This is a genomic window from Cupriavidus sp. 2SB (genome assembly GCF_005503625.1).
Lineage (GTDB): Bacteria > Pseudomonadota > Gammaproteobacteria > Burkholderiales > Burkholderiaceae > Cupriavidus.
Window position 1 is genome coordinate 47,912 of the sequence record NZ_SCMX01000016.1, and the last position, 22,229, is coordinate 70,140.

Below are 22,229 nucleotides of genomic sequence, written 5' to 3' on the forward strand. Positions count from 1 at the left end.
CGCTTGCTTTCGCATAAGAATGGATATGACTCAAATCGTTACTTCTTTCTCGCCGCTGACACCCACCGAAGCCATTGGGCGCTACGGCCACGAACTGACCTTCGCAGACCCATCGGATGGCAATCGCATAGTCATTCGTCCTGCACTGATTGGCACGCTGTTCTTTGAGCGGGGATCTCAACCGGCCATACGGCAGGCATTGCTGCATTGCTTCGACAAATTTCGCGCATCGTATGGAGACAAGTTGAGTGGCGGAAGAATGGCCGACACAAAGTACTCACGCAAGACGATTAAAGGCATTGAGTCGATGCGACAGTACATCTTGTCGACCGACGTCAACTACGCAGCTGAGTTTGTTTTCTGCGATGCAACGGATTACTACACTGCACCGGAATATTTAATCAAATCGCTTACAGCGCGTGATTATCACGAGACGCATTACGGTGACCTGTCTTATATAAAATTCATACTGCCATGGTCTTTCGCAGAACGCGAGGAAGGGTTAGCGCAGTACCACGCCTTCATGAATTTCTGCTGTACAACACTTCCGGTCAGAGGCGGATATGGCGGATTGTCCGCGGTCCTACCCTATGACTTCGATCGGTACATGCCGATGGAGTATCAACTTGCACAACGCTTTACAGGTCTCGAGGTGGACTCGTGGGCCTTTGCAGAAAGCCGCCAGTTCGAAGCGGGTTATATCAAAAGCACCAACTGGTACACCGTACTTGGCGAGCCCTTCGTTGAAAAGTTGGGCGGCGAGCAAACGGTACGAGAGCGTCTTGCCCGCGAGGACATCGACATCGAGCGTTGTGGCAATGCGCTGATTATCCGGGCGGGACGCTTCCCACTACTGGGCGCACCGGAGGAAGGCCCGCTTGATCCGTACATCTTCGTAAATCGTGTGATCAAAGGACTGAGAAATCCGCTTCGAAAATCCATGCATTCCTATATGGAAGGCGTCGAGAGCTTTGCCGAAGAGGAAACACGGCGGTGGGTTGCGAGATTCGACGAACCGGATGCCTCAATGGATGACGGCACGCCGCAGGCGAGTCGAGGAATGTCCGCACTGCCATTCCAGACGTGTCCCCATAGCGGACGGTGGGTGGCCAACCATCTAGGTAATCAAATCGTCCACGTCAAAGCCGGGGACGTCATGCCAGGCCCCGAACGTAGCGATGCGGGGAATCAGGTCGTCTGGCACCTCATTCATGACGCGATCTGAATCACGGTGAGGTGCTCGACTGGACCCTGACGGCATCGCGCTCATTGTTCGTGATAGCGGTCAAAGTGAGAACGAACAGCGTGAATTTGACGCAACTTAAAGGCAGGAGATAGTACATATGAGTCTGGGCATTATCACGGTTGGTGACACTACCGACCACGGCGGGAAGGTGATCAGCGGGTCTCCGACGCACACCGTAGGCGGCAAGGCCATTGCGCGCCTCGGTGATCTGGTGGACTGCCCCCAGAAGTATCCAGGCGGTCGTCCGCATGGTGTCAACAAGATTGTAGACGCGCATCCCACTGTCACGATGGGTGGCGTTCCCGTTGCCGTGGACGGCTGCCATAGCGAATGTGGTTGCGTGTTGATCGCGAGCGGCAATGCAGCGGTGGGAGACTAGGAATGTTCGCATCGCATCGAGCGACACCAGCGGTCGTATTGCTTGCGGTCCTCCTCCTTGCAGCTTGTACCGGACCCCAAGCCACATCACCAAAGGAACCGATCAAGTTGGACTTGGCAATCAAAGCCGGGTTGGCCGTAAACCCCGACGAAAAGGACAGAGCTTCACCCGTGCAGGTACGCCTTTATGAACTCAAGACGGAGTTCACGTTTCAGGGTGCTGATTATTTCTCGCTCGACAAAAACGACAAAAACGTTCTGACACAGGACATGCTGATGCGCAATGAGTTCATTCTGCGGCCTGGCGAATCCCGAAATATCGAGCGCAAGCTGAATCCCGAGACCACAGCATTGGGGGTTCTGGTTGGCTATCGCGATCTCGGCAAGGCCACATGGCGTGCCGTCTACAAGCTGCCGCCGGCGCCAGAGGTCTCCTGGTATCGCGCGGTGGTGCCATCACGCAAGGTCAAGTTGCAGGTCGTACTTGATCAGCAATCGATTACCGTTTCAAAACCTGACTGATTCATGAGCTGGTATAACAAGGTCGTCTGGAGCGAGGGGCTGTTCTTGCGCCCTCAGCTTTTCCAGCAGCAGGAACGCTACCTGGAGCATTTTGCTCACAAGCGCGCGGCAGCACTGAGTCCATTTTTCTGGGGCTTCCACCATCTGGTCGTCGATGCCGAAGCGCTCCCTCTTGGCAAACTGGTCATCTCCGGTGCCGCCGGGATATTCCAGGATGGCACACCCTTCGATGCTCCGGCGCACGCGAAGCTGCCTTCGCCCCTCGCGCTTCGCCATGAACACCTGAATCAGATCATCTATCTGGCCGTCCCCATCCGCACGCCGAACACGGAAGAGACGAACTTCGAGGATGCCGCAGATTCTCTCGCTCGCTTTCGTAGCTTCGAGGAAGAGTTGCTCGATGCCAACTCCATTTCCCAGGGGGCAAAGCTGGTGCAACTGGGCGATATGCGCCTGCGACTGCTGCCCGAAAGGGAGCTGACGCAATCCTGGCTGGGATTGCCGCTCGCCAGGGTGATCGAGATCCGCGCGGACGGTAGTGCCCGATTGGATGCCGCGCTGATTCCGCCGGTCAACGTCTATACGGCGAGTTCGCAACTGCAGACGTGGCTGAGTGAGGTACATGGATTGCTGCGTCTTCGCGCGAATGCGATGGCGGAGCGCCTGACGGCGTCAAGCACGCGGGGAGCGGAGTCGGCGGAGGTCTCGGAGTACCTCATTCTTCAATTGCTGAATCGCTATGAGCCGGTGTTGACACACATGCTCGACGCGAAGGCGGCTTCGCCGGAAGCCATGTACGCTGAATTGATCGCCTTTGCTGGCGAACTTTCAACGTTCGTGCGGACGGCTACGCGCAGGCCCAAGGCTTATGACGCCTATCGCCATGACGAGCCTCATACATGCATCAAGCCTGTTGTGGATGATCTGCGGTTCCTCCTGAACGTCGTGCTGGAGCGCAGTGCGCAACGCATCGAGTTGCGCGACCAGTCTCATGGCATTCGCGTGGCAGTACTGGACCCAGCGGAGTTCGAGCGATTCGGAACCTTTGTGCTGGCTGTGGGCGCCCAGATGCCGGCGGATGTGTTGCTCCAACAATTCCCGGCGCAGGCCAAGGCGGGGCCATCGGAACGTTTGTCCGAACTGATTCGCTCCCATTTGCCGGGCATTCCCATGCAACCAATGCCCGTCCCACCACGCCAGATCTCCTTCAATGCCGGGCAGGTCTACTTCGAACTGATGCAGGACCACCCATTGTGGGGCCAGGTACAGCGCTACGGCGGACTTGCACTACATGTTGCAGGAAGTTTCCCTGAGCTGCGGCTCGAGTTGTGGGGAGTGCGGGACTAATGGAGAACTCACCGAACATCGCAGGCAGCGTTGCTGCCGATTCCAATTCCAGCACTTACGACTATTCAGCGCTGGATTCGTCGGAGCCCCCGCAGCGCGGACGGCTGCTGGAGGGCGCCACGCGTGCTCCGTGGCAATGGGCTGCGCCGGAGACGCTCGAGGCACGCGCCGCGCGCATCGCCGCGGCCACCAATCCGCTGCTGGCCGCCGCGCAGCCACTCCTTAGAGCGCTGGCAGACCTGCCTGTGGAACTGCCTAATGCGAGTCGGGTCGGCGGCACGCTGAAGCGAATGCTGGTGGACGAAGTCCGTCAATTTCAAGCTGTCTGCGACCGAGCCAACGTTCGGAGGGAGCATGCACTGGCCGCGCGATACAGCCTGTGCACGGCCCTCGACGAGGCCGCGAATGGTACGTACTGGGGCCGGCAAGGCAACTGGGCGATCCAGAGCCTTCTTATCCAGTGCCATCAGGAGGGCGATGGGGGCGAAAAAGTCTTTCAGGTGCTTGGCCGGCTAGTGAATTCACCGCAAGAGCACATGGACGTGATCGAGGTGATCTATCAGATCCTGTGCCTGGGATTTCAAGGGCGATATGCCAAGCGTACTGATGGACAACGCGAGTTGGATGCGATTCGACAACGTTTGCTGAATCTGCTCACGGGTGCACGGGAGAGCGTGCCACGTGACTTGTCACCACATTGGCGCGGCGAAGCGGCAGGCAAACTGGGGCTTCTGCGCACGGTGCCGGTATGGCTCACGTTTTCATTGCTCACGGTCGTGCTGTTCGGCTTGTTCGGGTGGTTCAAGTATCAGCTGCTGTTCCGCACGCATGACATCGAGCAACAGATCATCGCTATCGGTCACGCCACACCACCGGAGCCTCCCAAGGCATTGCGTCTGACGGATCTGCTGAAGGATGAGATTGCACGGGGCGTTGTCAGTGTCAATGAAGACGCGACGCGCAGCGAAGTGATCTTCCGCGGCGACGACATGTTCTCGGCGGGACAAGTCGATGTCAGCAAAGACATTCTTCCGGTATTGGACAAGGTCGCAAGCGAAATCAACAAGATCAAAGGCAAGGTGACGGTGGTTGGCCACACGGACAATGCTCCTATCAAGACTAGGCGGTTTCCTTCCAATCAGATCCTGTCCGAAGAAAGGGCGGCGGTCGTTGTCGAATACCTCGCAGGACGAGGCGTAGCCAAGGGCCGCCTGGAGGCGAGCGGAAAGGGCGAGAGCATACCGATAGGTCCCAACAAGACGCCCGCGGAACGCGCCCGGAATCGGCGTGTGGAAATTGTGGTGACGCATTAACAGAGATACGGTATGGAATTCCTGAAACGTTGTGTCGCCGTGCTGTGCTCTCGGCAGACGCTGCTTATCCTGGCGTTGGCCGTCGTGGGGCTCGCCGTCTGGTTCATTGGACCGCTATTGAGTTTTGGCGGACTTCAACCTCTCTCCGGAATCGGAGCTCGGGTCACGGTCATTGTTCTCTTGTTGGCGCTGGGGATGTTCCTGCTCCGACGGTGGTCCATTGCGCTGATCGCAGTGGGTGCGCTCTGTGTGCTGATTTGGTATGCAGGTCCCTTGCTTGCATTCGACAGCGTGCATCCGCTGTCATCCGAGACGGTCCGAGTCGTTATCATCGCGGCGCTCATTTTCGTCGTCGTGTCTTACGAGGTCTATCAGTTCCTCCGTCGCTCGCAAGCCGATGGATCGTCGCTCGACAAGATTCTCAATTTTGGCGCCAAGCGACCAGAACTCGTCGGCAAGGAGGACATCGCAAAGGTGCGCATCGTCGTCTGCGAAGCATTGAACCAGCTCAAGAGCATGCGCACCCACCGCGGCCTGGCGCGCCTTTTCGAGGGACAGCGCTATCTCTATGAGTTGCCGTGGTACATGACGGTCGGGGCGCCAGGCGTCGGCAAGACCACCGCGCTACTCAATGCCGGCATGCAGTTCCCGCTACCTGAACAGATGAGCAAGGCGGCGCGAACCCTGCGCGGCACCGTCAATACGGATTGGTGGTTTACGAACGAAGCGATCTTGATCGATACGGCCGGTCGCTACACCACCCACGAAAGGGACGCGAGAGTTGACTCGGCGGAATGGACAGGGTTTCTCGGCATGCTGCGCAAGCACCGTAGCCGCGCACCAATCAATGGCGTCATTGTTGCAATCAGCGTGCAGGCGCTCCTGACCCAGACGCACCAGGAGCGTGCGCTTGAAGCGGCGAGCCTGCGCGCTCGGCTTGGTGACTTGCGTCGTGACCTCGGCATTCAATTTCCGATCTACGTGCTGGTCACGAAGATGGATCTGCTTTCCGGTTTCGAGGATTATTTTCAATATCTCGGCAGCGAGGGGCGCGCACAGCCTTGGGGCTTTACGCTGCCCTATCGCAATAGGCCTCGCAAGCGGGGGGAGGCGGTTGTACCGCTTGACCAGCAATGCCGCCATGAAATGGCGTTGCTGGTCAAGCGATTGCAGAGCGGATTGGACGCGCGGCTGTATGAAGAGTACGACACCAATCGGCGAAAGGCGCTCTTTGGGCTGCCCCAGGAAGTGACTTGCCTGACCGAGCCGCTGGTCGACATGCTCTCGCAAGTGTTCCTCGGATCCCGCTTCGACGATACCGAGCGCACCCACATGCTGCGGGGCGTGTACTTCACCAGCGCTGCCCAGACGGAGGGGAGCGTGGTGGCTGATCATGGAACGCTCCTGCGACGGCTTGACCGCGACCAGTCGAGTACCGGAGATGACCCGGATTACCTGCCGTCGGCGTTGGGAGAGTCCGCCGGATATGCTGCCCCCCCGATCGCGACCGGTAGCCGCAGCTATTTCCTGCAGGACGTCATCAAGGGAATCATCGTCCCGGAGGCGCACCTCGTAAAGCCCAATCTTCGCTGGGAAATGCGTTTCAGGCTGTTGCGAATACTCGGTCACGGTCTCGCATTGGTGATTTTCCTGTGGCTGGCGGGATCCCTGTATGCCAGCTTCAAAAACAATCGAGACTATCTGGACCTGGTGCAGGACAAAGCCAGGATGCTGACGAGCACCGTGACGGGGTACTACAAGGAACCGCAGCCGCAGGTCACGCCTGAAGTGCTGGCAGCCGCCAAGGATTTGCCGACCCACCTCGGTTTGAACCTCCCGGCGCCATCCCTGGACTGGCGCTACGGATTGTATGCCGCACCGCAAATTCTGGATGCCGCGACGTTGACCCATGCCAAGCTGGAAGACAACCTGTTGGTGCCGTATCTTGTGCGTCGTATCGAATCGGTACTCGGCGAGGCGGTGGGTAGACAGGATGCCAAGCACACATACGATACCTTGCGCATCTACCTGATGCTGCATGACAAGGAAAAGTACGAAGCATCGGATGTGCGCAACTGGGTGCAAGACGATTGGACGAACGGAAGCGGCGCCGATGCCTTTGGAGATCGTGTTGTCATCCTCGATCACATGAACGCATTACTCGATGGTCGGAGACCGGTGCAGTCTCCCTACGCGAAGAATGAGGCATTGATTCGCGCAGCTAGAGACTTCCTCGACAGCAGTACGTCCGTCGAGCGTTTGTATGACCGGGCGAAGTCGGCCATGCTGGGGGATGCGCCGCAGGATTTCACGCTGGTTCGGGCAGTTGGGCCGCAGGCAGGAACAGTATTTACCCGGGCCAGCGGGGAGCCACTCGAACGGGGCATACCGGGACTCTTCACGTACGCGGGTTACCATGAGCTGTTCAATTCCCGTCTGCCGGAGTTTGTGGGCGAGGCCCAACGCATGGACATCTGGGTGATGGGCAGAAGCCAAAGCATCGGTGCTCAAAAAAAAAGGCTTGAAAGCGTAGCAGGCAAGCTTGCCATTAACGATCCACTCACGCGCGAGATTCGGCGACTCTATCTGAACGAGTATGCGCAACTGTGGACCGAGTTCCTCTCGGATATCAGGACCGTTACAGGAAACAATCTCGCTTTCGACCTGGAGATCGTGCGTACATTCGCTGCGCCGGATTCGCCTCTGGCGCGGCTCGGGCGCGCCACAGTACATGAAACGACATTAAGCAAGCCAACCGATGACGAAGAGAAATCACTAGCCGACAAGGCGCTTGCTGTTCTCGATAAAAAGACCGAAAGGCTTGCAGGATTGAAAGTCCGGGCCGAAGCACGCCAGGAGCGGGAACTGGTGGACAGCCGCTTCGCCGCGTTGCGGGAAGTGGTGACCGGTTATGCGGACGCCACCCCCGCGAGTGCAACGACCATTGCCGGCAAGGCACAGCTCGATAGTATTGCCGGACTGGTCAACGCGTACTACACCAGCCTTGTGGTTGCCAACAATGCATTGAACACTCGCAACCTGCCGCCACCGGGGGACGCCGGCGCGCAACTCCGCATGGAAGCAGACAAGTTGCCAGCGCCATTCAAAACCGTGCTTGCCGACCTGGTGGTGCAGGGCGCGCGCGACGTCAACAAAGGGATCGGCGATATCCTGGTGGCCCAGATGGATGCCGTGATAGGGGAAAGCTGCCGAAGCGCAATCGACGGAAAGTATCCGTTCTCTGTGAACTCAATGCATGACGTTGATCCAGAGGATTTCGCCAGAATCTTCGCGACTGGAGGAGTGCTCGATGATTTTTTCCAGAAGGTCCTGCTCCCTCATGTCGATATGACCGTGTCACCGTGGCGCTACAAGTTGACGGCGCCCGACGTGCCGCCCGTGGCGGGTCCCAGTCTCGTCCCGTTTCAGCGCGCCAGGGATATCCGCGAGGTTTTCTTCAGGGAACCCGGAGGAAAGAAGATGGCGTGGAAGGTCGATATCAAGGTCGTAGAGCTCGACCCCGAGATCATGGAGTTGAATATGGACTTCGATGGTCAGAGTCAGCGCTATGTGCATGGGCCTGTGATGCCGCTCAAGATCACCTGGCCCGGACCCCGCGGAGGACAGGGGGCGGGGATTGCGGCAAATCCCCGAGTACGGCCGGATACTTCTACGCTTTCGGCAGACGGACCGTGGGCGTTGCTGAGGGTGATTGCCAAAGGACGGCTGGCCGGTTCCGCATCTGCCAGCCACTTCGTAGCCGAATATGACTTCGATGGTCGCAAGGCAAAACTGGACATCAATACGGGGAGTCTTACAAATCCATGGACCACCGGCATGCTTCAATCATTCCAATGCCCGGGAAGGTCGGGATGATGAGCGGACATCGAGCCACGAACTCTCTGCTCCAGCAGGCCCAGCCTTTGTTCTGGACACTCCACGCGCTGAGTCCGGACCTGGAATCGGCAGCCCACATGGATGTGTTGCAGACCGAAGCCCGCAGTGGGCTTGGAAAGTTCAGGTCTGCTTGTCGTGCGTCTTCGCTACATCACGATGCAATCGAGGCAGTTCACTACTGTTTCTGTGCCGCAATGGATCAGGCCGGAAGCCGCATCCGAGGCAGGGCGGATAGTTGCAGAGGATTGTGGCTGCAGCGGAGTCTGCTGAAGGAGTACTACAAAGAGAATGGCAGCGGCGAACAGTGTCGTCCATGGATTGCCAAATTGCAGCGCAACGGCAAACGTCACGCGGATGCGCTGGAAGTTATCGGCCATCTGATATCCCGTGGGCTACGCGACGAGCGGGGTGCCCCGATCTCCAATTATCAAGGCGTTGTACCGCAGCGGCACGACGATAGTCTGTCTCCGGCGGCTATGCAGTACATACTCCTTCCGCCAGCGGTCTTGGAGCCCGCCACCCTACACGTCCTGGCGGAACGCAAGGCGGGACGCGTGTGGCTGGCGAGGTGGGTGGGAGCCGGCATTGCGTTGCTATGCATCCTGGCCTACTTTCTCTATCGACAGCACAATGACAATCAGGCGCTGGCCAGAGAGGTCGAGCAACTTTCGGCGCGCGTCCTTTCAGAGCAAGCTTCGATGGACCAACGCATGGCGCGATTGCTGGCACCAGAGATCGCATCGGGCACGACGAGCCTGGGCAAGACGGGGGATCGTGTCTTCCTGCTTTTCAGCAGCGATTCGGGATTCGCAGCCAATAGCGCGGTAATCAAGCCACAACTCGCCAGGCAGCTTGATCAGCTTGGCACTGTGCTGGACGACACAGATGGTCTTGTGACGGTTATCGGACACGCCGATGCATCTCTGGGGGCATACAACGGCGAGGCTGTAAATCTGGCGCTATCGCAAGCCCGCGCCATGGCGGTGGGCCGATACTTGCAGGAGAAAGGCGCCGCAGGCGGCAGGATTACCGTACTCGGCCGCGGGTCCGCGGATCCGATCGCCGACAATGGGACCGAGACGGGCAGGGCGTTGAACCGACGTATCGAGATTGTCATTGATCGAAGCCGACGAGACGCCGCACCGGCCACGAGCGGCGGCCCTCCCACCAGGGCCGACACCTCTCACCGCCGGTAGTCTTTGTCTCACCCGAGAGCAGCGATAGTTGCGCTGCCCGCCTACAGCGGAATCCCCATCAGCATCACCGTGGCCGTGGTCCGGCTCACACCGACCACGCGCCGCCAGCACTCGCCTGCGATACGTGCAATGGCCCGGATGGGATTGGCGCCGTGGAACTCACGCACCAGTCGGCGCACGATCCGCATCGGCAGCCGCACGCCCCGAGGCACTTCGTTGCGGCAGAACGCCACCTTGCGCACGTAGTCATCCACCTCCCAGAACCACGACGTACCTTGCGGGAAATACCCCACATCGCCCACCGCGAGCGTGTGCGTCACCCCCTGGCTGTCAGTCACGCGCACGCTGCCTTCGAGCACGACTACGATCTCGTCGATGTCGTAGTGCCACTCGAATGAGCTGCGCGTGCAGTCCCATACCATGGTCCAGGCAAAACCGTCGACGGTGGACGAATGCAGGTTGCAGCGCGTGGTGGGCGACCCGCTGCGCATCCACGATGCCTCGATCGGACACGGCGAATCGGGCAGGGCGCGAATACTCCCGAAGGTCCCGGCATGGCGCTGCTGTTCGGGCAAGTCTCCCATGGCTTCTCTCTCCCCCGTCTATGCAGGTGTGGTCGGATAAGAGCGATGGTTCACCAAGCGGCGCGGCGGAAATATGCGGTGGCGTACAAAGAGTGGACGTTCATCGAGGAACAGGCATCGCACCCCGGTGCGACTTCCAAAAAAAGAACCCGCCTGGCGGTGAGGTCAGGCGGGCTGCAGGGGGAGTTGTCATACAGGACGGGTCAAGGTCCTGTGATGCATCGTAGGGTGCGTCGCAGCATGCGGCTGTAGGAGTTTGTCTGATTTTGCATTTCTAGCATTTTCTATACAGGTTTGGCGAAATTGAGCTGCCCTGCGGAATGCCTAGTCGTGCCAACGGTTTGCGGGGATTTTGCGGCTTTGCATCATTGCATGATCTAACAGACAACAAGGCATTAGCCCCACTAAATTTAAAGTGCGAGGCGTCGAAACACCACGTCGGGGATCGCGCGGATGATCAGCATGATGTATCGCCAGAAACCGGGCACATAGGCCACGGCCACGCCGCTGTCGATGGCGTTGACGATGTGGCCGGCAGCGGCATCGGGGCTGATCCAGAGTGCGCCTTTGCGGAATGCGCTGGTCATCGGTGTATCGACGAAACCCGGCTTGATCGTGACCACGGACACGCCTGCCTTGGCGAGTCGCTGGCGCAGGCCGGACATGAAGGCCGTGACCATGGCCTTGGCGCTGCCGTACACGTAATTGCTTTGCCGGCCGCGCTCGCCGGCGACGGACGAGATGACGGCGATGGTGCCGGCGCGGCGGCGTTCGAACAGGTTGGCGATCAATGTCAGCATGGCCACCACGGACAGCGCGTTGGTGCGAAGCTCGGCCATGGTCAGGTCAACCGACTGCGCGCACGCGGCTTGATCGGATAACGTGCCGTGCGAGATCAGCACGGTGTCGATGCCGTCCAGGGCCGTGTCGGCCGCGCGGAGGATCGCGTCATGAGCGTGGAAGTCGTTGGCGTCCATCACGGCCATATGCACTTGCTTGGCACCACGGGCGCGCAGGTCGTCCACCATGGCCTGGAGGCGTGGGGCGCTGCGGCCCACCAGAAACAGCGCGTCCCCGCGCTGGGCCATGCGTCGGGCGGTGGCTTCGGCAATGGCCGACGTTGCACCGATGATCAAGGTCTTCTTCATGTTTCCTACTCCCGATGGGATGGCCCATCCGTGACGCGTCGCCAGAAGCCCGACGAAAACGCCGGATCGAGATACGGTGCGAGGGCTTCCCATTGCGGAAAGCCTGCGCGGAAGCACGCGCCGCTCATGCGGCCATCCTTGGCCGGATACAGTCGCCCACCCGCACCAATCACGATGGCGTCGAGTCGTTCGAACAGTGCATGCACCGCGTGCCCTGCATTCGGAAAATCCAACGCCAGCGTGATGCCCGGACGCGGAAACGACAACAAGCCCGGCGACACCAGCGGCCCAAACTGTTTCAGCACACCCAGGAACGACGCGGCACGGCTGCGTCCGATCTCGGTCAGCAGTGTCTGCAATACACGCGGCGCATCCTCTGGCGGAATCACGCACTGGTACTGAAAGAAGCCTTTCGGTCCGTACATACGATGCCACTGCAGGATGTGATCGAGCGGATAAAAGAACGTTTCGCAATGCGCCAGCCTGCTGGCCGGTGTGCGGCTGGCGCGGTGGAAATGCATCGTGTTGAAGGCGGTGACGCTGATCCGATTGACCAACGACAACGGCGGGGTGAAGGGCATGCTGCGCGACGCCGCGCGATGCTGACCGGCTGGCTCGGCGCCCGCCTCGGCGTGATGCGCGCGCGTGAACAGTCCTCGCCCAACACGGCGTGTGCCGCCCGCGCAATCGATCCATGCCACCGTGTATTCGTCGTCGGCGTCGCGGCACAGCGCGAAGAATTCCTCGAGATTGCCGAAGCGCTCGGTAGTCTCGGCCACCCACGGCGAAGCGATGGGGCGCAACTGGATCTCGGCCCATAGCACCAGGCCGGTCAGACCAAGGCCGCCAATCGTCGCGGCAAACCAGTCGGCATTCTCCGTGGGCGAGCATTGCAGCAGCGTGCCATCGGAGCGGCGCAGCACCAGCGTCCGCACGTGGCGACCGAAGGTGCCGTGGCTGAGGTGGTTCTTGCCGTGCACGTCGTTGGCAATGGCGCCGCCCACGGTGACGAATCGCGTGCCCGGCGTCACGGGCAGGAACCAGTGCTGCGGCACGGCTACGCGCAGGATATCGGCCAGCAACACGCCGGCTTCGCAGCGCAGCACGCCGGTCGCCGGATCGAATGCCATGAAATGGTCGAGGTAGCGCGTGGAGAGCAGCGTGCCGCCCGGGTTCAGGCAACTGTCGCCATAGCTGCGCCCGTTGCCGAATGGCAGCATGGTCTGGCCTTCGGGCACGGGTGGCAGGGTGTCGAAGCGGCTGGGCAGTGCGCGCACCTCGCTATCGCTTGGCGTCGTGTGTCCCCAGGCATAGACCGTCTGCTGCATCATGTCGCGGCCCAGACCACCACCGCTGCCAGCACGCCAATGACCACGCTGGCGCGGTCGCGCAGCGCGAACATCACCGGATCGTCATGCATCTGGCCGCGATGCGAAACTACCCAGACGCGCGTGATCCAGTACAGCATCAGCGGACACAGCGCCCACAGCACCTGCGGCTGGCGATACAGGACCTCCACCACAGGGTTGTTGATGTAGAGCGCCAGCACCAGCACGCACATATAGCCGGCGCCGGTGCCCAGGCTCTCCAGCAGCGCAAGATCGTCGAGCCGATATCCACGTCCCGCCGCTTCAAGCTTGCCTTCGCCTTTCATCACCTGCAGTTCGGCAAAGCGCTTGACCAGCGCCAGGCTCAGGAACAGGAACAGTGAGAACAGCAGCAGCCACAGGGACAGCGGCACGTCCACGGCGGCGGCACCGGCCACGATGCGAATCGTGTAAAGACCGGCCAGGCACAGCACATCCACAATCACCAACTGCTTGATGCCGAGCGTATAGCCGAGCGTCAGCAGGTAGTACGCGGCGAGCACGAGGCCGAACTTGAGCGGCAGCAGCATGGCAATGCCCGCCGTGGCGAACAGCAGCAGCGGAATCAGCACAAAGCCAGCCTTGAGCGGCAGCGCGCCGCTGGCGAATGGTCGCAATGCCTTGCGCGGATGCTGGCGGTCGGCTTCGACATCGAGCATGTCGTTGAGCACGTAGACCGACGACGCACACAGGCAGAACGCCAGCAGACCGAGCGCCGCGTGACCCAGTGCCGTGGGATCGAGCCCACGATGCGCGGCCAGCAGTGGCACCAGTAACAGCACGTTCTTGGCCCATTGGTGCGGGCGCAGCAGCTTCAACACGGCGCGGGCATGGTGGCCGGGCGAGCCAAACGTGCGATAGACCTCGGTCACCTTGCGTGCGCGTTCTTCCAGATTGCCGTGGCCGTTGACCACCACGCCGCCCCGGCTGACGGACCAGACGTGCAGGTCCACGCGATCGTTGCCGCAGTAGTCGAAGGCGCGCGAGCCGAACTTGGCCACGAGCATGTCCGCTTTCTGCTTGCCGGAGAGGTTCAGCGTGTCAGTACTGGCGAGCACGCCATCGAACAGTTGCAGGTGCTTTGCCACGGCCTCGGCCAGACGCTGGTTCGATGCGGTGCACAGCCAGATCTGCCGGCCATCGCGCTTCTCGTCGGTCAGCCACTGCACGAATTCGCGATGGAAAGGCAGTACCGCATGGTTGAGCAGCACACGACTGGCAATCTGCGCCTTGAGGTGTGCCTTGCCGCCCCGGAACAGCCACCACGGCAGCAGGAAGAGGTAGAGCGGATTCTTGCGCAGCAGCGCCACGCAGGTCTCCATGAGCAGGTCTCCGTGGATCAGCGTGCCGTCGAGGTCAACGCACAGCGGAACGGCGGCGTGGCTCATTGTCCTTCTCCCATGCGAAGGGGTAGTTCAGATGACTCGGTATCGGCGCGCCGGAACACGTAGCGCTTGTCGAGCTGATACTTGGTGTAGTAGCCCAGCGTCAGACCCAGTACGCCGCCCAGGTAGCGCATGGCGAGCGTGCCGAACACGTAGTCGAAACCGAATTCGAACGCCCAGAAAATGGCAGTGGTGGCCAGCCCCATGACGGTGTAGAGCACGAATGTGCGTGCGTCGTGCGCGGCGTTGTCGGCCTGGAAATCGAAGATGTAGCGCTTGTCGAGTACGTACTTGACCACCAGCCCCACGGCAGTGCCCACGGCCACGGACAGCAGCGCTGCGTAGTCGCCGTCGTACACCTGAAGGAAGGCGTCCTGCGCACCGATGTTCACGACGATAGCGATGGCGGCCAGCACCGCATACGTGGTGGCGATGCGCGCGCCGCTGGGTTCCAGGGTGGTCTCGTTCATGGTGTCAGCGGCTGCCATGCGGTGAGGCCCGCCACGCTGTTCACGTTGCGGTACGTGGTGATCTCGAACTGGTATTCGGGATAGCGCGCGTCAAGCCGCTGCTTGATGCGGAAGAACCCGTCGCGGCCATACTGGCGCGGTGTGCCTTCGGCGGTGCCAAGCGTGCCGAGCTGAGTGACCATGCGCGCGTACTCATCGTCGCCAAGGTGCCCCGCAAAACTGCGCACCACCACCACGCAGCGGTGCGGCGCATCGAGCGTGGCTGCCGGCAGGTGTTGGCGCGAAAACGGCCCCAGTTGCACAAAGCCCGCATGATCCACATGCCAGCTCAGCGCCGGATCGTGCGCCACGATGACCAGGTCGTCATTGCAGGCGTCACGTTCGCGCGCGAGATCGGCCAGCACCGGCCCGATGCGCAGGTCCCAACTGTTCTTGGTGGTGTCCTGATGCGTCGCCACGTTGTAGACGCCCCAGAGATTGGCCACGGCCAGCAGCGCAAAACTCCACAGGAACGCGCGCATGCGGCGCTGCGGCACGTCCAGCGTGGCCAGCCATAGCGCCTGCCATGGCGAGATGATCACGAGGTTGCGCCATTTGCCGGCGATGCCGAGCGCGATGGTCGCTACCGCGCCGATGCCGTAGGCATGCAGGTATCGGTCGCGCAGGTTCGCCGGGTTGCCCAGCACCGCGAAGATCACCATGCCCGCCAGGCCCAGCGCCGACAGCACGGCGGGCACTGATATCGGGAACACGCCCTGATTGGACACCTGTGCGATGGCAAAGCCCATGAAGTTGCTGGCCATCGACGTGACCTGCGAATCCTTCGACAGCAGATGGACGGTCAGGAACACATGGAACTGGTAGGCATAGAGCAGGGCGCCGATCAGCCCGCCCCAGAAGATGCCCGAGAGTTTCTGTCGCACCGTTTGCTGCGAGCCCGCCCAGTAGAGCAGCAACACCGGCAGCGCCACGACAAACACCGCATAGCCGATGTAGCCGAGCACCACCAGTCCGCCGAAACACTTGGCCCAGTAGCGCCAGCCATCGCGGCGCGGCGTGATGCTGAGCCAGATCAGCACAGGTACGAAGTAGGCGTACCACCGCAACCCCGTGCACCACATCAGGATGGCGGGGTTCAGGCACAGCAGCACGAAGAGCAGCCCCGCCGCGCGCTCGCCGTGGCGCTGACGGATAGCCTCGGTGGCGTAGACCAGCGACGCCACAGTCAGCAAAGCCGTGGCCAGCCGCACCAGCGACCAATCGCCCGTGACGCTGTGGAACAGCCAGTTGATGAAGTAGGAGCCGGGCGGATGGACATCCTGCGTCTGCATCAGCGCCACCACGCCAAAGCCGTGGCGCTCCACTTGCAGGATGTTCGAGAATTCGTCGTCGTAGCCGTAGGACAGCCAGGCCACGGCACCATAGAGCATGCACAGCAGCACGTAACCCACCGGGAACGCCCACGCCAACCCATGCGCGGGCAGACGGGGCCTGACCACGTGGGCAGCTACGGCATCGTTCGCATTGGCGTTGGGCAGCACGTCGGCTCTCTCCTTGAGGCGTCAGGCAGCCGGGCAACAAAGACCCCGGGCAGACCAGCGCAGTATCTGGCGGTGCAATCGGAGGGTCTGTTGGATAGCGCACCCACTGCCGCGGAGGAGGTTCAGCCGGAATTCCTAAAGGAATTCACGTGACCTTGCATAAGTCCATGATTTTAATGACCTTTATTTCACTGCATCGAACGAAGTGCGGTCATTCGTCGTCCGGCAAGGCCTGTAGGATGGTGGGCTTTCGCAGATAGGAAATGCGGAGCGAAGCCGCAGCGGCCATGATGCTCTTACGGCAGGTAAACGTTGCTGTCAGCAGTGACAATCTTTTGTCCCGCGAAACGCACAAGGCCCTTGGCATCAAGCTTCTGAACCTGCACGCCAGTAAAGTCGATCGCCTTGGCGATAGCGGTAGCCCGGAAAGTCAGCGATCCGATCTTGCTTGTGACGAAGCTGGCTTTTTCGCCTTCGTAGTTCTCGATCGTTACGTTGGCAGATTCCAGCCAGAGAGAGGCTTTGGGGATCTTGCAGTTGCGAATGACCGTGGTGTCGACGCCTCCCATGATCCAGCATCCGGAAACCGTGTCGTCGATCAGATTCGGGAGATAGCCATCGTCGCCCTCATCATGCCCGCATTCGACACCGTCGAGGACCACGGACTTTAGATTCCCTCGGTTCTCGACGGGGACGAGACATTTAAATGACCGGTAGACTTTCGGATAGACCCCTGGAGGTCGAACGTTGACGCTACGGAATTTACTGTTGCGAACAGTGATGGAACGCGCACTGTAAAACTCGTTGATCATCGCTCCGGCCTGCACATCCTCAATCAGCACGTCACCGCTTACGTCGGAACTGCCAATATCGAGAACGTCGAACTTGCTGTTTAGGATGGTCAGGCTCGTTGAATATGAAGGCCCAAGTCCCGTTGAGCCCTTGAATTCACAGTTCTCGATTAAGACTGTGGAATATACCTTCTTCCCATTTATTGATTCACCGCTATTTACGTAAACGGGACCGAAATTGCAGTTTCGGTAAAGAACGATGCCATTTCCAGCTAAACTCATGTACTGCCCAGTACAGTCCTCATAGGAGACATCCTGATTGAAGTAGATGGCACCGTAGTGATTTTCATCCGAGTTTTTTCCGCCAAAATCGCATTCCACGAATCGCACATTTTTGCTCGTGTTACCGGCCATTAAATTAGCTTCTCCCAGCGTATCACTACGTAGAAAAACAACATTTTCGAAGTCGTAGGCCTGAAAGTTGGACCCCGGAAACTGGCAATGCTCGAATACGCAGTTTCGAATACTCGTCAAGTGAATGACGCCATAGAAGATGCAATCGTAGAAGTGGATGTTCTCCCACTCTTTCTCGTAGAAGTCGGTTCCCCCGACACCAAAGTCGGCGCCGCTGATTTTCAGGCGCTGGTCTCCCACCACGGCACGACGCTGTTCGGGATTCATCAGCAGCGCGTACTCGCGCGGCATGTTTTCGATTCGCTTGGCAGCCATGCGGGTACATCCACCGGTACTAAGGCAGGCTGTTCCGCATATGGCGAGAAACTGGCGGCGGTTGGTCATGGCGGGTGAATGCGGATCGGAACTTGAGATTGGGATAGGGATCAGGAAGCGTCTTGTTCATCCACGTCTAGTCGGGAAATTCCGTGCTCGCTCGGCCGGCGCAGTTGGGCGACGGGTCCGGCTGTTGGCGCGTTTTGGGCCTGAGCACCATTGATAAGTCGCTACAAGCAAGGCGCTTCCTTACGGCAGGTGGACATTGCTGTCAACGGTGACAATCTTTTGTCCAGCGAAACGCACAAGGCCCTTGGCATCGAGTGTCTGTACCTGCACGCCAGTAAAGTCGATCGCCTTGGCGATAGCGGTAGCCCGGAAAGTCAGCGATCCGATCTTGCTTGTGACGAAGCTGGCTTTCTCGCCTTCGTAGTTCTCGATCGTCACGTTGGCAGATTCCAGCCAGAGAGAGGCTTTGGGAATCTTGCAGTTGCGAATGACCGTGGTGTCGACGCCTCCCATGATCCAGGAACCCGAAGCCGTATCGTCGATCAAGTTTGGAACTGAGAAGTCACCGTCGTCACGCCCGCATACGACACCGTCGAGGACCACGGATTGCAGGTCACTGCGGTTATCGAGGTCGACCCCGCAGTCAAGCGAGCGGTAGATCTCGGGATACAGTTCCGGAGAGCGGACGTTCCGCCCCCGGAACGTACTGTTGCGAATCGTGATGGAGCGAGCGGTGTTGAATATGTTGATTATGGCGCCAGCTTCCACGCCTTCGATCAGGACGTCACCTTTAACCTCAGAATTTCCAATATCAAGAACGTCGAACTTGCAGTTTCTGATAGTCAGACTCGTGGAATACGACGGCCCAAGTTTTGCTTTACCTTTAAATTTGCAATTTTCAATCAATACTGTCGCATATACAGAATTTCCATTAAGTGACTCCCCATTCTTAATTTCTACCGGTCCAAAATTGCAGTTTCTGTATTTAACAATTCCATTCCCAGCCACGCTCATGTACTGGCCAGTACAATTATCATAGTAAACATCCTGATTAAAATAGATGGCTCCATAGTGATTGTTGTCTTGGTTCTTACCACCGAAGTCGCATTCCACAAACCGTACATTTTTGCTCGTGTTTCCAGCCATCAGGTAAGCCTTCCCCTGTGTATCACTGCGAATAAACAGGACATTCTCGAAATGATAAGCCTGAAAATTTGATCCGGGGAATTGACAGTGCTCGAAAACGCAATTGCTAATACGCGTTAAATGTATGACGCCATAGAATATACAATCGTAGAAGTGGATACCCTCCCATTCCTTTTCATAGAAATCCGTTCCGCCCATCCCAAAATCGGCCCCACGGATCTTCAGACGTTGATCTCCCAACGCGTTGCGACGCTGGTCGGGATGCATCAGTAGCGCATACTCGCGCGGCATGTCTTCGATTCGCCTGGCGGTTAGGCGGCTACATCCACCGGCATTAAGGCAAGCTGCTCCGCATATGGCGAGAAACTGGCGGCGGTTGGTCATGGCGGGTGAATGCGGATCGGAACTTGAGATTGAGATAGGGATCAGGAAGCGTCTTGTTCATCCACGTCTAGTCGGGAAATTCCGTGCTCGCTCGGTCGGCGCAGTTGGACGACGGGTCCGGCTGTTGGCGCGCTTTGGGCGTGAGCACCATTGGTAAGTCGCTACAAGCAAGGCGCTTCCTTACGGCAGGTGGACATTGCTGCCAACGGTGACAATCTTCTGTCCCGCGAAACGTACGAGGCCCTTGGCATCAAGCCTCTGAACCTGCACGCCAGTAAAGTCGATCGCCTTGGCGATAGCGGTGGCCCGGAACGTCAGCGATCCGATCTTGCTTGTGACGAAGCTGGCTTTTTCGCCTTCGTAGTTATCGATCATTACGTTGGCAGATTCCAGCCAGAGAGAGGCTTTGGGGATCTTGCAGTTGCGAATGACCGTGGTGTCGACGCCTCCCATGATCCAGCATCCGGAAACCGTGTCGTCGATCAGATTCGGGAGATAGCCATCGTCGCCCTCATCATGCCCGCATTCGACACCGTCGAGGACCACGGACTTTAGATTCCCTCGGTTCTCGACGGGGACGAGACATTTAAATGACCGGTAGACTTTCGGATAGACCCCTGGAGGTCGAACGTTGACGCTACGGAATTTACTGTTGCGAACAGTGATGGAACGCGCACTGTAAAACTCGTTGATCATCGCTCCGGCCTGCACATCCTCAATCAGCACGTCACCGCTTACGTCGGAACTGCCAATATCGAGAACGTCGAACTTGCTGTTGCGGATGGTCAAGTTGGTGAGTACGGATCTCGAGAGATGAGCCGATCCCTTGAATGTGCAGCCCTCGATGAGGATAGTGGCATAGAGCCTCTTCCCATCACTAGTTACGTCGCCACAGTTGACGTCGATTGGGCCAAACTTGCAGTCCCGGTAGTTGACAACTCCGCTACCGCCGATGTCCATGTACTGTCCAGTACAGCGTTCATAGGAAACGTCCTGCTGAAAGTAGATGGCTCCGAAATTGTTACGATTTTGGTTTTCCCCCCCAAAATCGCATTCCATGAATCGTACGTTCTTACTCGAACTTCCCGCCATGAGATAGGCCTTTCCCAGCGTATCACTGCGCGCAAACAACACGTTCTCGAAATGGTAAGCCTGAAAGTTGGAGCCCGGAAACTGGCAATGCTCGAATACGCAGTTTCGGATACTCGTCAAGTGGAAGACACCGTAGAAGATGCAATCGTAGAAGTGAACATTATCCCATTCAAGTTGATAAAAATCGGTCCCCCCGAATCCAAAGTCTGCCCCGTTGATTTTTAGGCGCTGGTCTCCCAACGCGGCACGGCGCTGCTCGGGATTCATCAGCAGCGCGTACTCGCGCGGCATGTCTTCGATTCGCTTGGCAGTCATGCGGGTACACCCAAAAGTTGTCAGTGTCGCCATGCCGAGCATGGCGATGAAATAGCGACGATTGGTCACTGAGGATCGACCTTCGTCGCGCTTCCTGGCGCTGGATATCGATCGCGGCCAAAAGTCTCGTTCAGCCATTTCCAATCGGGCACTTCCCCGTGCTCGCCCGGCCGGCGGCGCAGCGTGGGCAGAGATCCGGCGCCTGTAGAACGCGCGACAAAATCCACAGGGAAGAACCAGGGATCGAGCTTGAAATGATCCCTCGGGAATCCCATTGGGGCTTTTAGCTTGACCTCGCAGAACCAGCGGGGAGATGCCTGTTGCTGAAGACGCGCGATATCGTCTTGCCGCTCCGCAGGAATTTTCATCATATAGACCCCACTTTGCGGCGCAGCAGAGACGGCTTCGTAGGCAGAGCCCCTAGCCAATTGGCGAAATTCAAGTTCCATATCGAACGGGATCCATACGGCAGCGTTGGGCTGCTTTGGGGGTGTGTCGAATCCCCACAACCGCACCGATTCAATGCACGCGAGCTTGTGCGTTTTCGGCCCTACGATCATGAAGAAGTCCTTGCCTCTGGCACGTTCCCACGCAATCACCCGCTCAACCTTGCTGATTTGCATGTAGTCGAGTGCCACCGCGAGTCGTGGTTGCGCCCCGCCTTGCGTGTGGGCAATTTGACGGAAGGGGGCTTGCGCCGTGCTGTCGTAGAGCGTCCCTGACGGCGGCGTCAAGGTCCAGCCGCCAAATTCATGGTTCAGATTCTGGACGCCGATAGGTCCGCCACAAGAACTCACAATGAATCTTGTGCGTCCTGCCATCTGTTTATTGTCCGGATGTGTAGTCTGCAATCCCGGGTCGAACGCGCTCACGATGTGCACGGTATCCGCCGATTGCGTAACGGAATAGACACCGGCCCGGTGCGAGTGACCACTGAAGTGAAGAGCGACGCCGCCCGTCCGGGTCTGGTTGACGCAGTTCTCGAAGAACCAGAGCTGGTTACGCTCACAGGTACCCATGTTGTTGAAGTTCCACCCACCGCTGTTTTCGCCCCATTTGGTCAGCCGGCCCAGGGTCGCCGACGGCTTGATTTGGCGATCCGGGTCGGAGAACGCCACATTGAGGTCATAGTTGATGAACGTGAAGTGAGAAAAGACGAGGGTCTGTGCGGCGTACTTGGTCTTGGCCAGACGCTGGGAGTGATCGAGCAATGCACGCTGGGCGTCGCTAATCGCTTGCGTGGCCCGTGGCAGAATTCCACTGCCTTGCTTGTCAGCCCGCAACGGCACAACGCCGGCTAGATTGACGAACTCCTCGCCGGCTCCCCAGTCCAGGCCGACCATGCACTGATTGCCGTAGATGTGACGCC

General features: G+C 59.0%; 17 protein-coding genes. 7 read left to right on the forward strand and 10 right to left on the reverse strand.

The features are described 5' to 3' along the window. Nucleotides 1-25: 25 nt before the first annotated feature. The 7 genes from FFS21_RS10210 to FFS21_RS32900 all read left to right on the forward strand — a co-directional run bounded on the left by FFS21_RS10210 (nt 26) and on the right by FFS21_RS32900 (nt 9,899). On the forward strand, nt 26-1,225 hold the full coding sequence (locus FFS21_RS10210) for a type VI immunity family protein (RefSeq protein ID WP_171020369.1): 1,200 nt from the start codon (nt 26-28) through the stop codon (nt 1,223-1,225). Between the two features lie 118 nt (nt 1,226-1,343). Next, entirely contained in the window at nt 1,344-1,625 is a 282-nt protein-coding gene (locus tag FFS21_RS10215) for a PAAR domain-containing protein (protein ID WP_137924722.1), read from the forward strand. A gap of 2 nt (nt 1,626-1,627) precedes the next feature. Then, entirely contained in the window at nt 1,628-2,146 is a 519-nt protein-coding gene (gene tssJ, locus FFS21_RS10220) for a type VI secretion system lipoprotein TssJ (RefSeq protein ID WP_137924723.1), read from the forward strand. A gap of 3 nt (nt 2,147-2,149) precedes the next feature. Further along, nucleotides 2,150-3,493: a type VI secretion system baseplate subunit TssK gene (gene tssK / locus FFS21_RS10225; protein WP_137924724.1), complete on the forward strand. Its 1,344-nt coding sequence runs from the start codon at nt 2,150-2,152 to the stop codon at nt 3,491-3,493. Further along, on the forward strand, nt 3,493-4,806 hold the full coding sequence (gene tssL, locus FFS21_RS10230; RefSeq protein ID WP_137924725.1) for a type VI secretion system protein TssL, long form: 1,314 nt from the start codon (nt 3,493-3,495) through the stop codon (nt 4,804-4,806). Before tssK ends, tssL begins: the two co-directional genes overlap by 1 nt. 12 nt (nt 4,807-4,818) lie before the next feature. Next, nucleotides 4,819-8,682 (forward strand): type VI secretion system membrane subunit TssM, encoded by a 3,864-nt coding sequence (gene tssM, locus FFS21_RS10235; protein ID WP_137924726.1) that lies wholly within the window; start codon nt 4,819-4,821, stop codon nt 8,680-8,682. Next, nucleotides 8,682-9,899, forward strand: a complete 1,218-nt coding sequence (locus FFS21_RS32900; RefSeq protein ID WP_502705162.1) for a DotU family type IV/VI secretion system protein — start codon at nt 8,682-8,684, stop codon at nt 9,897-9,899. The genes tssM and FFS21_RS32900 overlap by 1 nt, the downstream gene beginning before the upstream one ends. A gap of 41 nt (nt 9,900-9,940) precedes the next feature. Here the strand turns inward: FFS21_RS32900 and FFS21_RS10245 are convergent, their stop codons facing one another. The 10 genes from FFS21_RS10245 to FFS21_RS10290 all read right to left on the reverse strand — a co-directional run bounded on the left by FFS21_RS10245 (nt 9,941) and on the right by FFS21_RS10290 (nt 22,203). Then, nucleotides 9,941-10,483 carry a cupin domain-containing protein gene (locus FFS21_RS10245; RefSeq protein ID WP_137924728.1) on the reverse strand — a complete coding sequence of 181 codons (543 nt, stop codon included), beginning with the start codon at nt 10,481-10,483 and terminating at the stop codon, nt 9,941-9,943. A 410-nt stretch (nt 10,484-10,893) separates the two neighbouring features. Next, entirely contained in the window at nt 10,894-11,631 is a 738-nt protein-coding gene (locus FFS21_RS10250; RefSeq protein WP_137924729.1) for an SDR family oxidoreductase, read from the reverse strand. A 5-nt stretch (nt 11,632-11,636) separates the two neighbouring features. Then, entirely contained in the window at nt 11,637-12,962 is a 1,326-nt protein-coding gene (locus FFS21_RS10255) for an FAD-binding oxidoreductase (protein ID WP_137924730.1), read from the reverse strand. Further along, nucleotides 12,959-14,386: a UbiA family prenyltransferase gene (locus FFS21_RS10260; protein ID WP_137924731.1), complete on the reverse strand. Its 1,428-nt coding sequence runs from the start codon at nt 14,384-14,386 to the stop codon at nt 12,959-12,961. Before FFS21_RS10260 ends, FFS21_RS10255 begins: the two co-directional genes overlap by 4 nt. Then, the gene (locus FFS21_RS10265) at nt 14,383-14,853 is read right to left on the reverse strand and encodes a GtrA family protein (protein ID WP_137924732.1); all 471 of its coding nucleotides are present in this window, start codon (nt 14,851-14,853) and stop codon (nt 14,383-14,385) included. The genes FFS21_RS10260 and FFS21_RS10265 overlap by 4 nt, the downstream gene beginning before the upstream one ends. Beyond that, on the reverse strand, nt 14,850-16,394 hold the full coding sequence (locus FFS21_RS10270; protein WP_137924733.1) for an ArnT family glycosyltransferase: 1,545 nt from the start codon (nt 16,392-16,394) through the stop codon (nt 14,850-14,852). Before FFS21_RS10270 ends, FFS21_RS10265 begins: the two co-directional genes overlap by 4 nt. Before the next feature lie 296 nt (nt 16,395-16,690). After that, nucleotides 16,691-17,983 carry a hypothetical protein gene (locus FFS21_RS10275; RefSeq protein ID WP_137924734.1) on the reverse strand — a complete coding sequence of 431 codons (1,293 nt, stop codon included), beginning with the start codon at nt 17,981-17,983 and terminating at the stop codon, nt 16,691-16,693. A gap of 180 nt (nt 17,984-18,163) precedes the next feature. Beyond that, nucleotides 18,164-19,453, reverse strand: a complete 1,290-nt coding sequence (locus tag FFS21_RS10280) for a hypothetical protein (RefSeq protein ID WP_137924735.1) — start codon at nt 19,451-19,453, stop codon at nt 18,164-18,166. Between the two features lie 180 nt (nt 19,454-19,633). Continuing rightward, entirely contained in the window at nt 19,634-20,929 is a 1,296-nt protein-coding gene (locus FFS21_RS10285) for a hypothetical protein (RefSeq protein ID WP_137924736.1), read from the reverse strand. Then, nucleotides 20,926-22,203, reverse strand: coding sequence for a hypothetical protein (locus FFS21_RS10290; protein WP_137924737.1), 1,278 nt, complete (start codon nt 22,201-22,203; stop codon nt 20,926-20,928). The genes FFS21_RS10285 and FFS21_RS10290 overlap by 4 nt, the downstream gene beginning before the upstream one ends. Nucleotides 22,204-22,229 lie beyond the last annotated feature (26 nt).

Excerpts from the sequence above, each read along its gene's own strand:
- FFS21_RS10210 (WP_171020369.1), top strand. The coding sequence starts at position 26 with ATGACTCAAATCGTTACTTCTTTCTCGCCGCTGACACCCACCGAAGCC.
- FFS21_RS10215 (WP_137924722.1), top strand. The coding sequence starts at position 1,344 with ATGAGTCTGGGCATTATCACGGTTGGTGACACTACCGACCACGGCGGG.
- tssJ (WP_137924723.1), top strand. The coding sequence starts at position 1,628 with ATGTTCGCATCGCATCGAGCGACACCAGCGGTCGTATTGCTTGCGGTC.
- tssK (WP_137924724.1), top strand. The coding sequence starts at position 2,150 with ATGAGCTGGTATAACAAGGTCGTCTGGAGCGAGGGGCTGTTCTTGCGC.
- tssL (WP_137924725.1), top strand. The coding sequence starts at position 3,493 with ATGGAGAACTCACCGAACATCGCAGGCAGCGTTGCTGCCGATTCCAAT.
- tssM (WP_137924726.1), top strand. The coding sequence starts at position 4,819 with ATGGAATTCCTGAAACGTTGTGTCGCCGTGCTGTGCTCTCGGCAGACG.
- FFS21_RS32900 (WP_502705162.1), top strand. The coding sequence starts at position 8,682 with ATGAGCGGACATCGAGCCACGAACTCTCTGCTCCAGCAGGCCCAGCCT.
- FFS21_RS10245 (WP_137924728.1), bottom strand. The coding sequence starts at position 10,483 with ATGGGAGACTTGCCCGAACAGCAGCGCCATGCCGGGACCTTCGGGAGT.
- FFS21_RS10250 (WP_137924729.1), bottom strand. The coding sequence starts at position 11,631 with ATGAAGAAGACCTTGATCATCGGTGCAACGTCGGCCATTGCCGAAGCC.
- FFS21_RS10255 (WP_137924730.1), bottom strand. The coding sequence starts at position 12,962 with ATGATGCAGCAGACGGTCTATGCCTGGGGACACACGACGCCAAGCGAT.
- FFS21_RS10260 (WP_137924731.1), bottom strand. The coding sequence starts at position 14,386 with ATGAGCCACGCCGCCGTTCCGCTGTGCGTTGACCTCGACGGCACGCTG.
- FFS21_RS10265 (WP_137924732.1), bottom strand. The coding sequence starts at position 14,853 with ATGAACGAGACCACCCTGGAACCCAGCGGCGCGCGCATCGCCACCACG.
- FFS21_RS10275 (WP_137924734.1), bottom strand. The coding sequence starts at position 17,983 with ATGACCAACCGCCGCCAGTTTCTCGCCATATGCGGAACAGCCTGCCTT.
- FFS21_RS10280 (WP_137924735.1), bottom strand. The coding sequence starts at position 19,453 with ATGACCAACCGCCGCCAGTTTCTCGCCATATGCGGAGCAGCTTGCCTT.
- FFS21_RS10290 (WP_137924737.1), bottom strand. The coding sequence starts at position 22,203 with ATGGTCGGCCTGGACTGGGGAGCCGGCGAGGAGTTCGTCAATCTAGCC.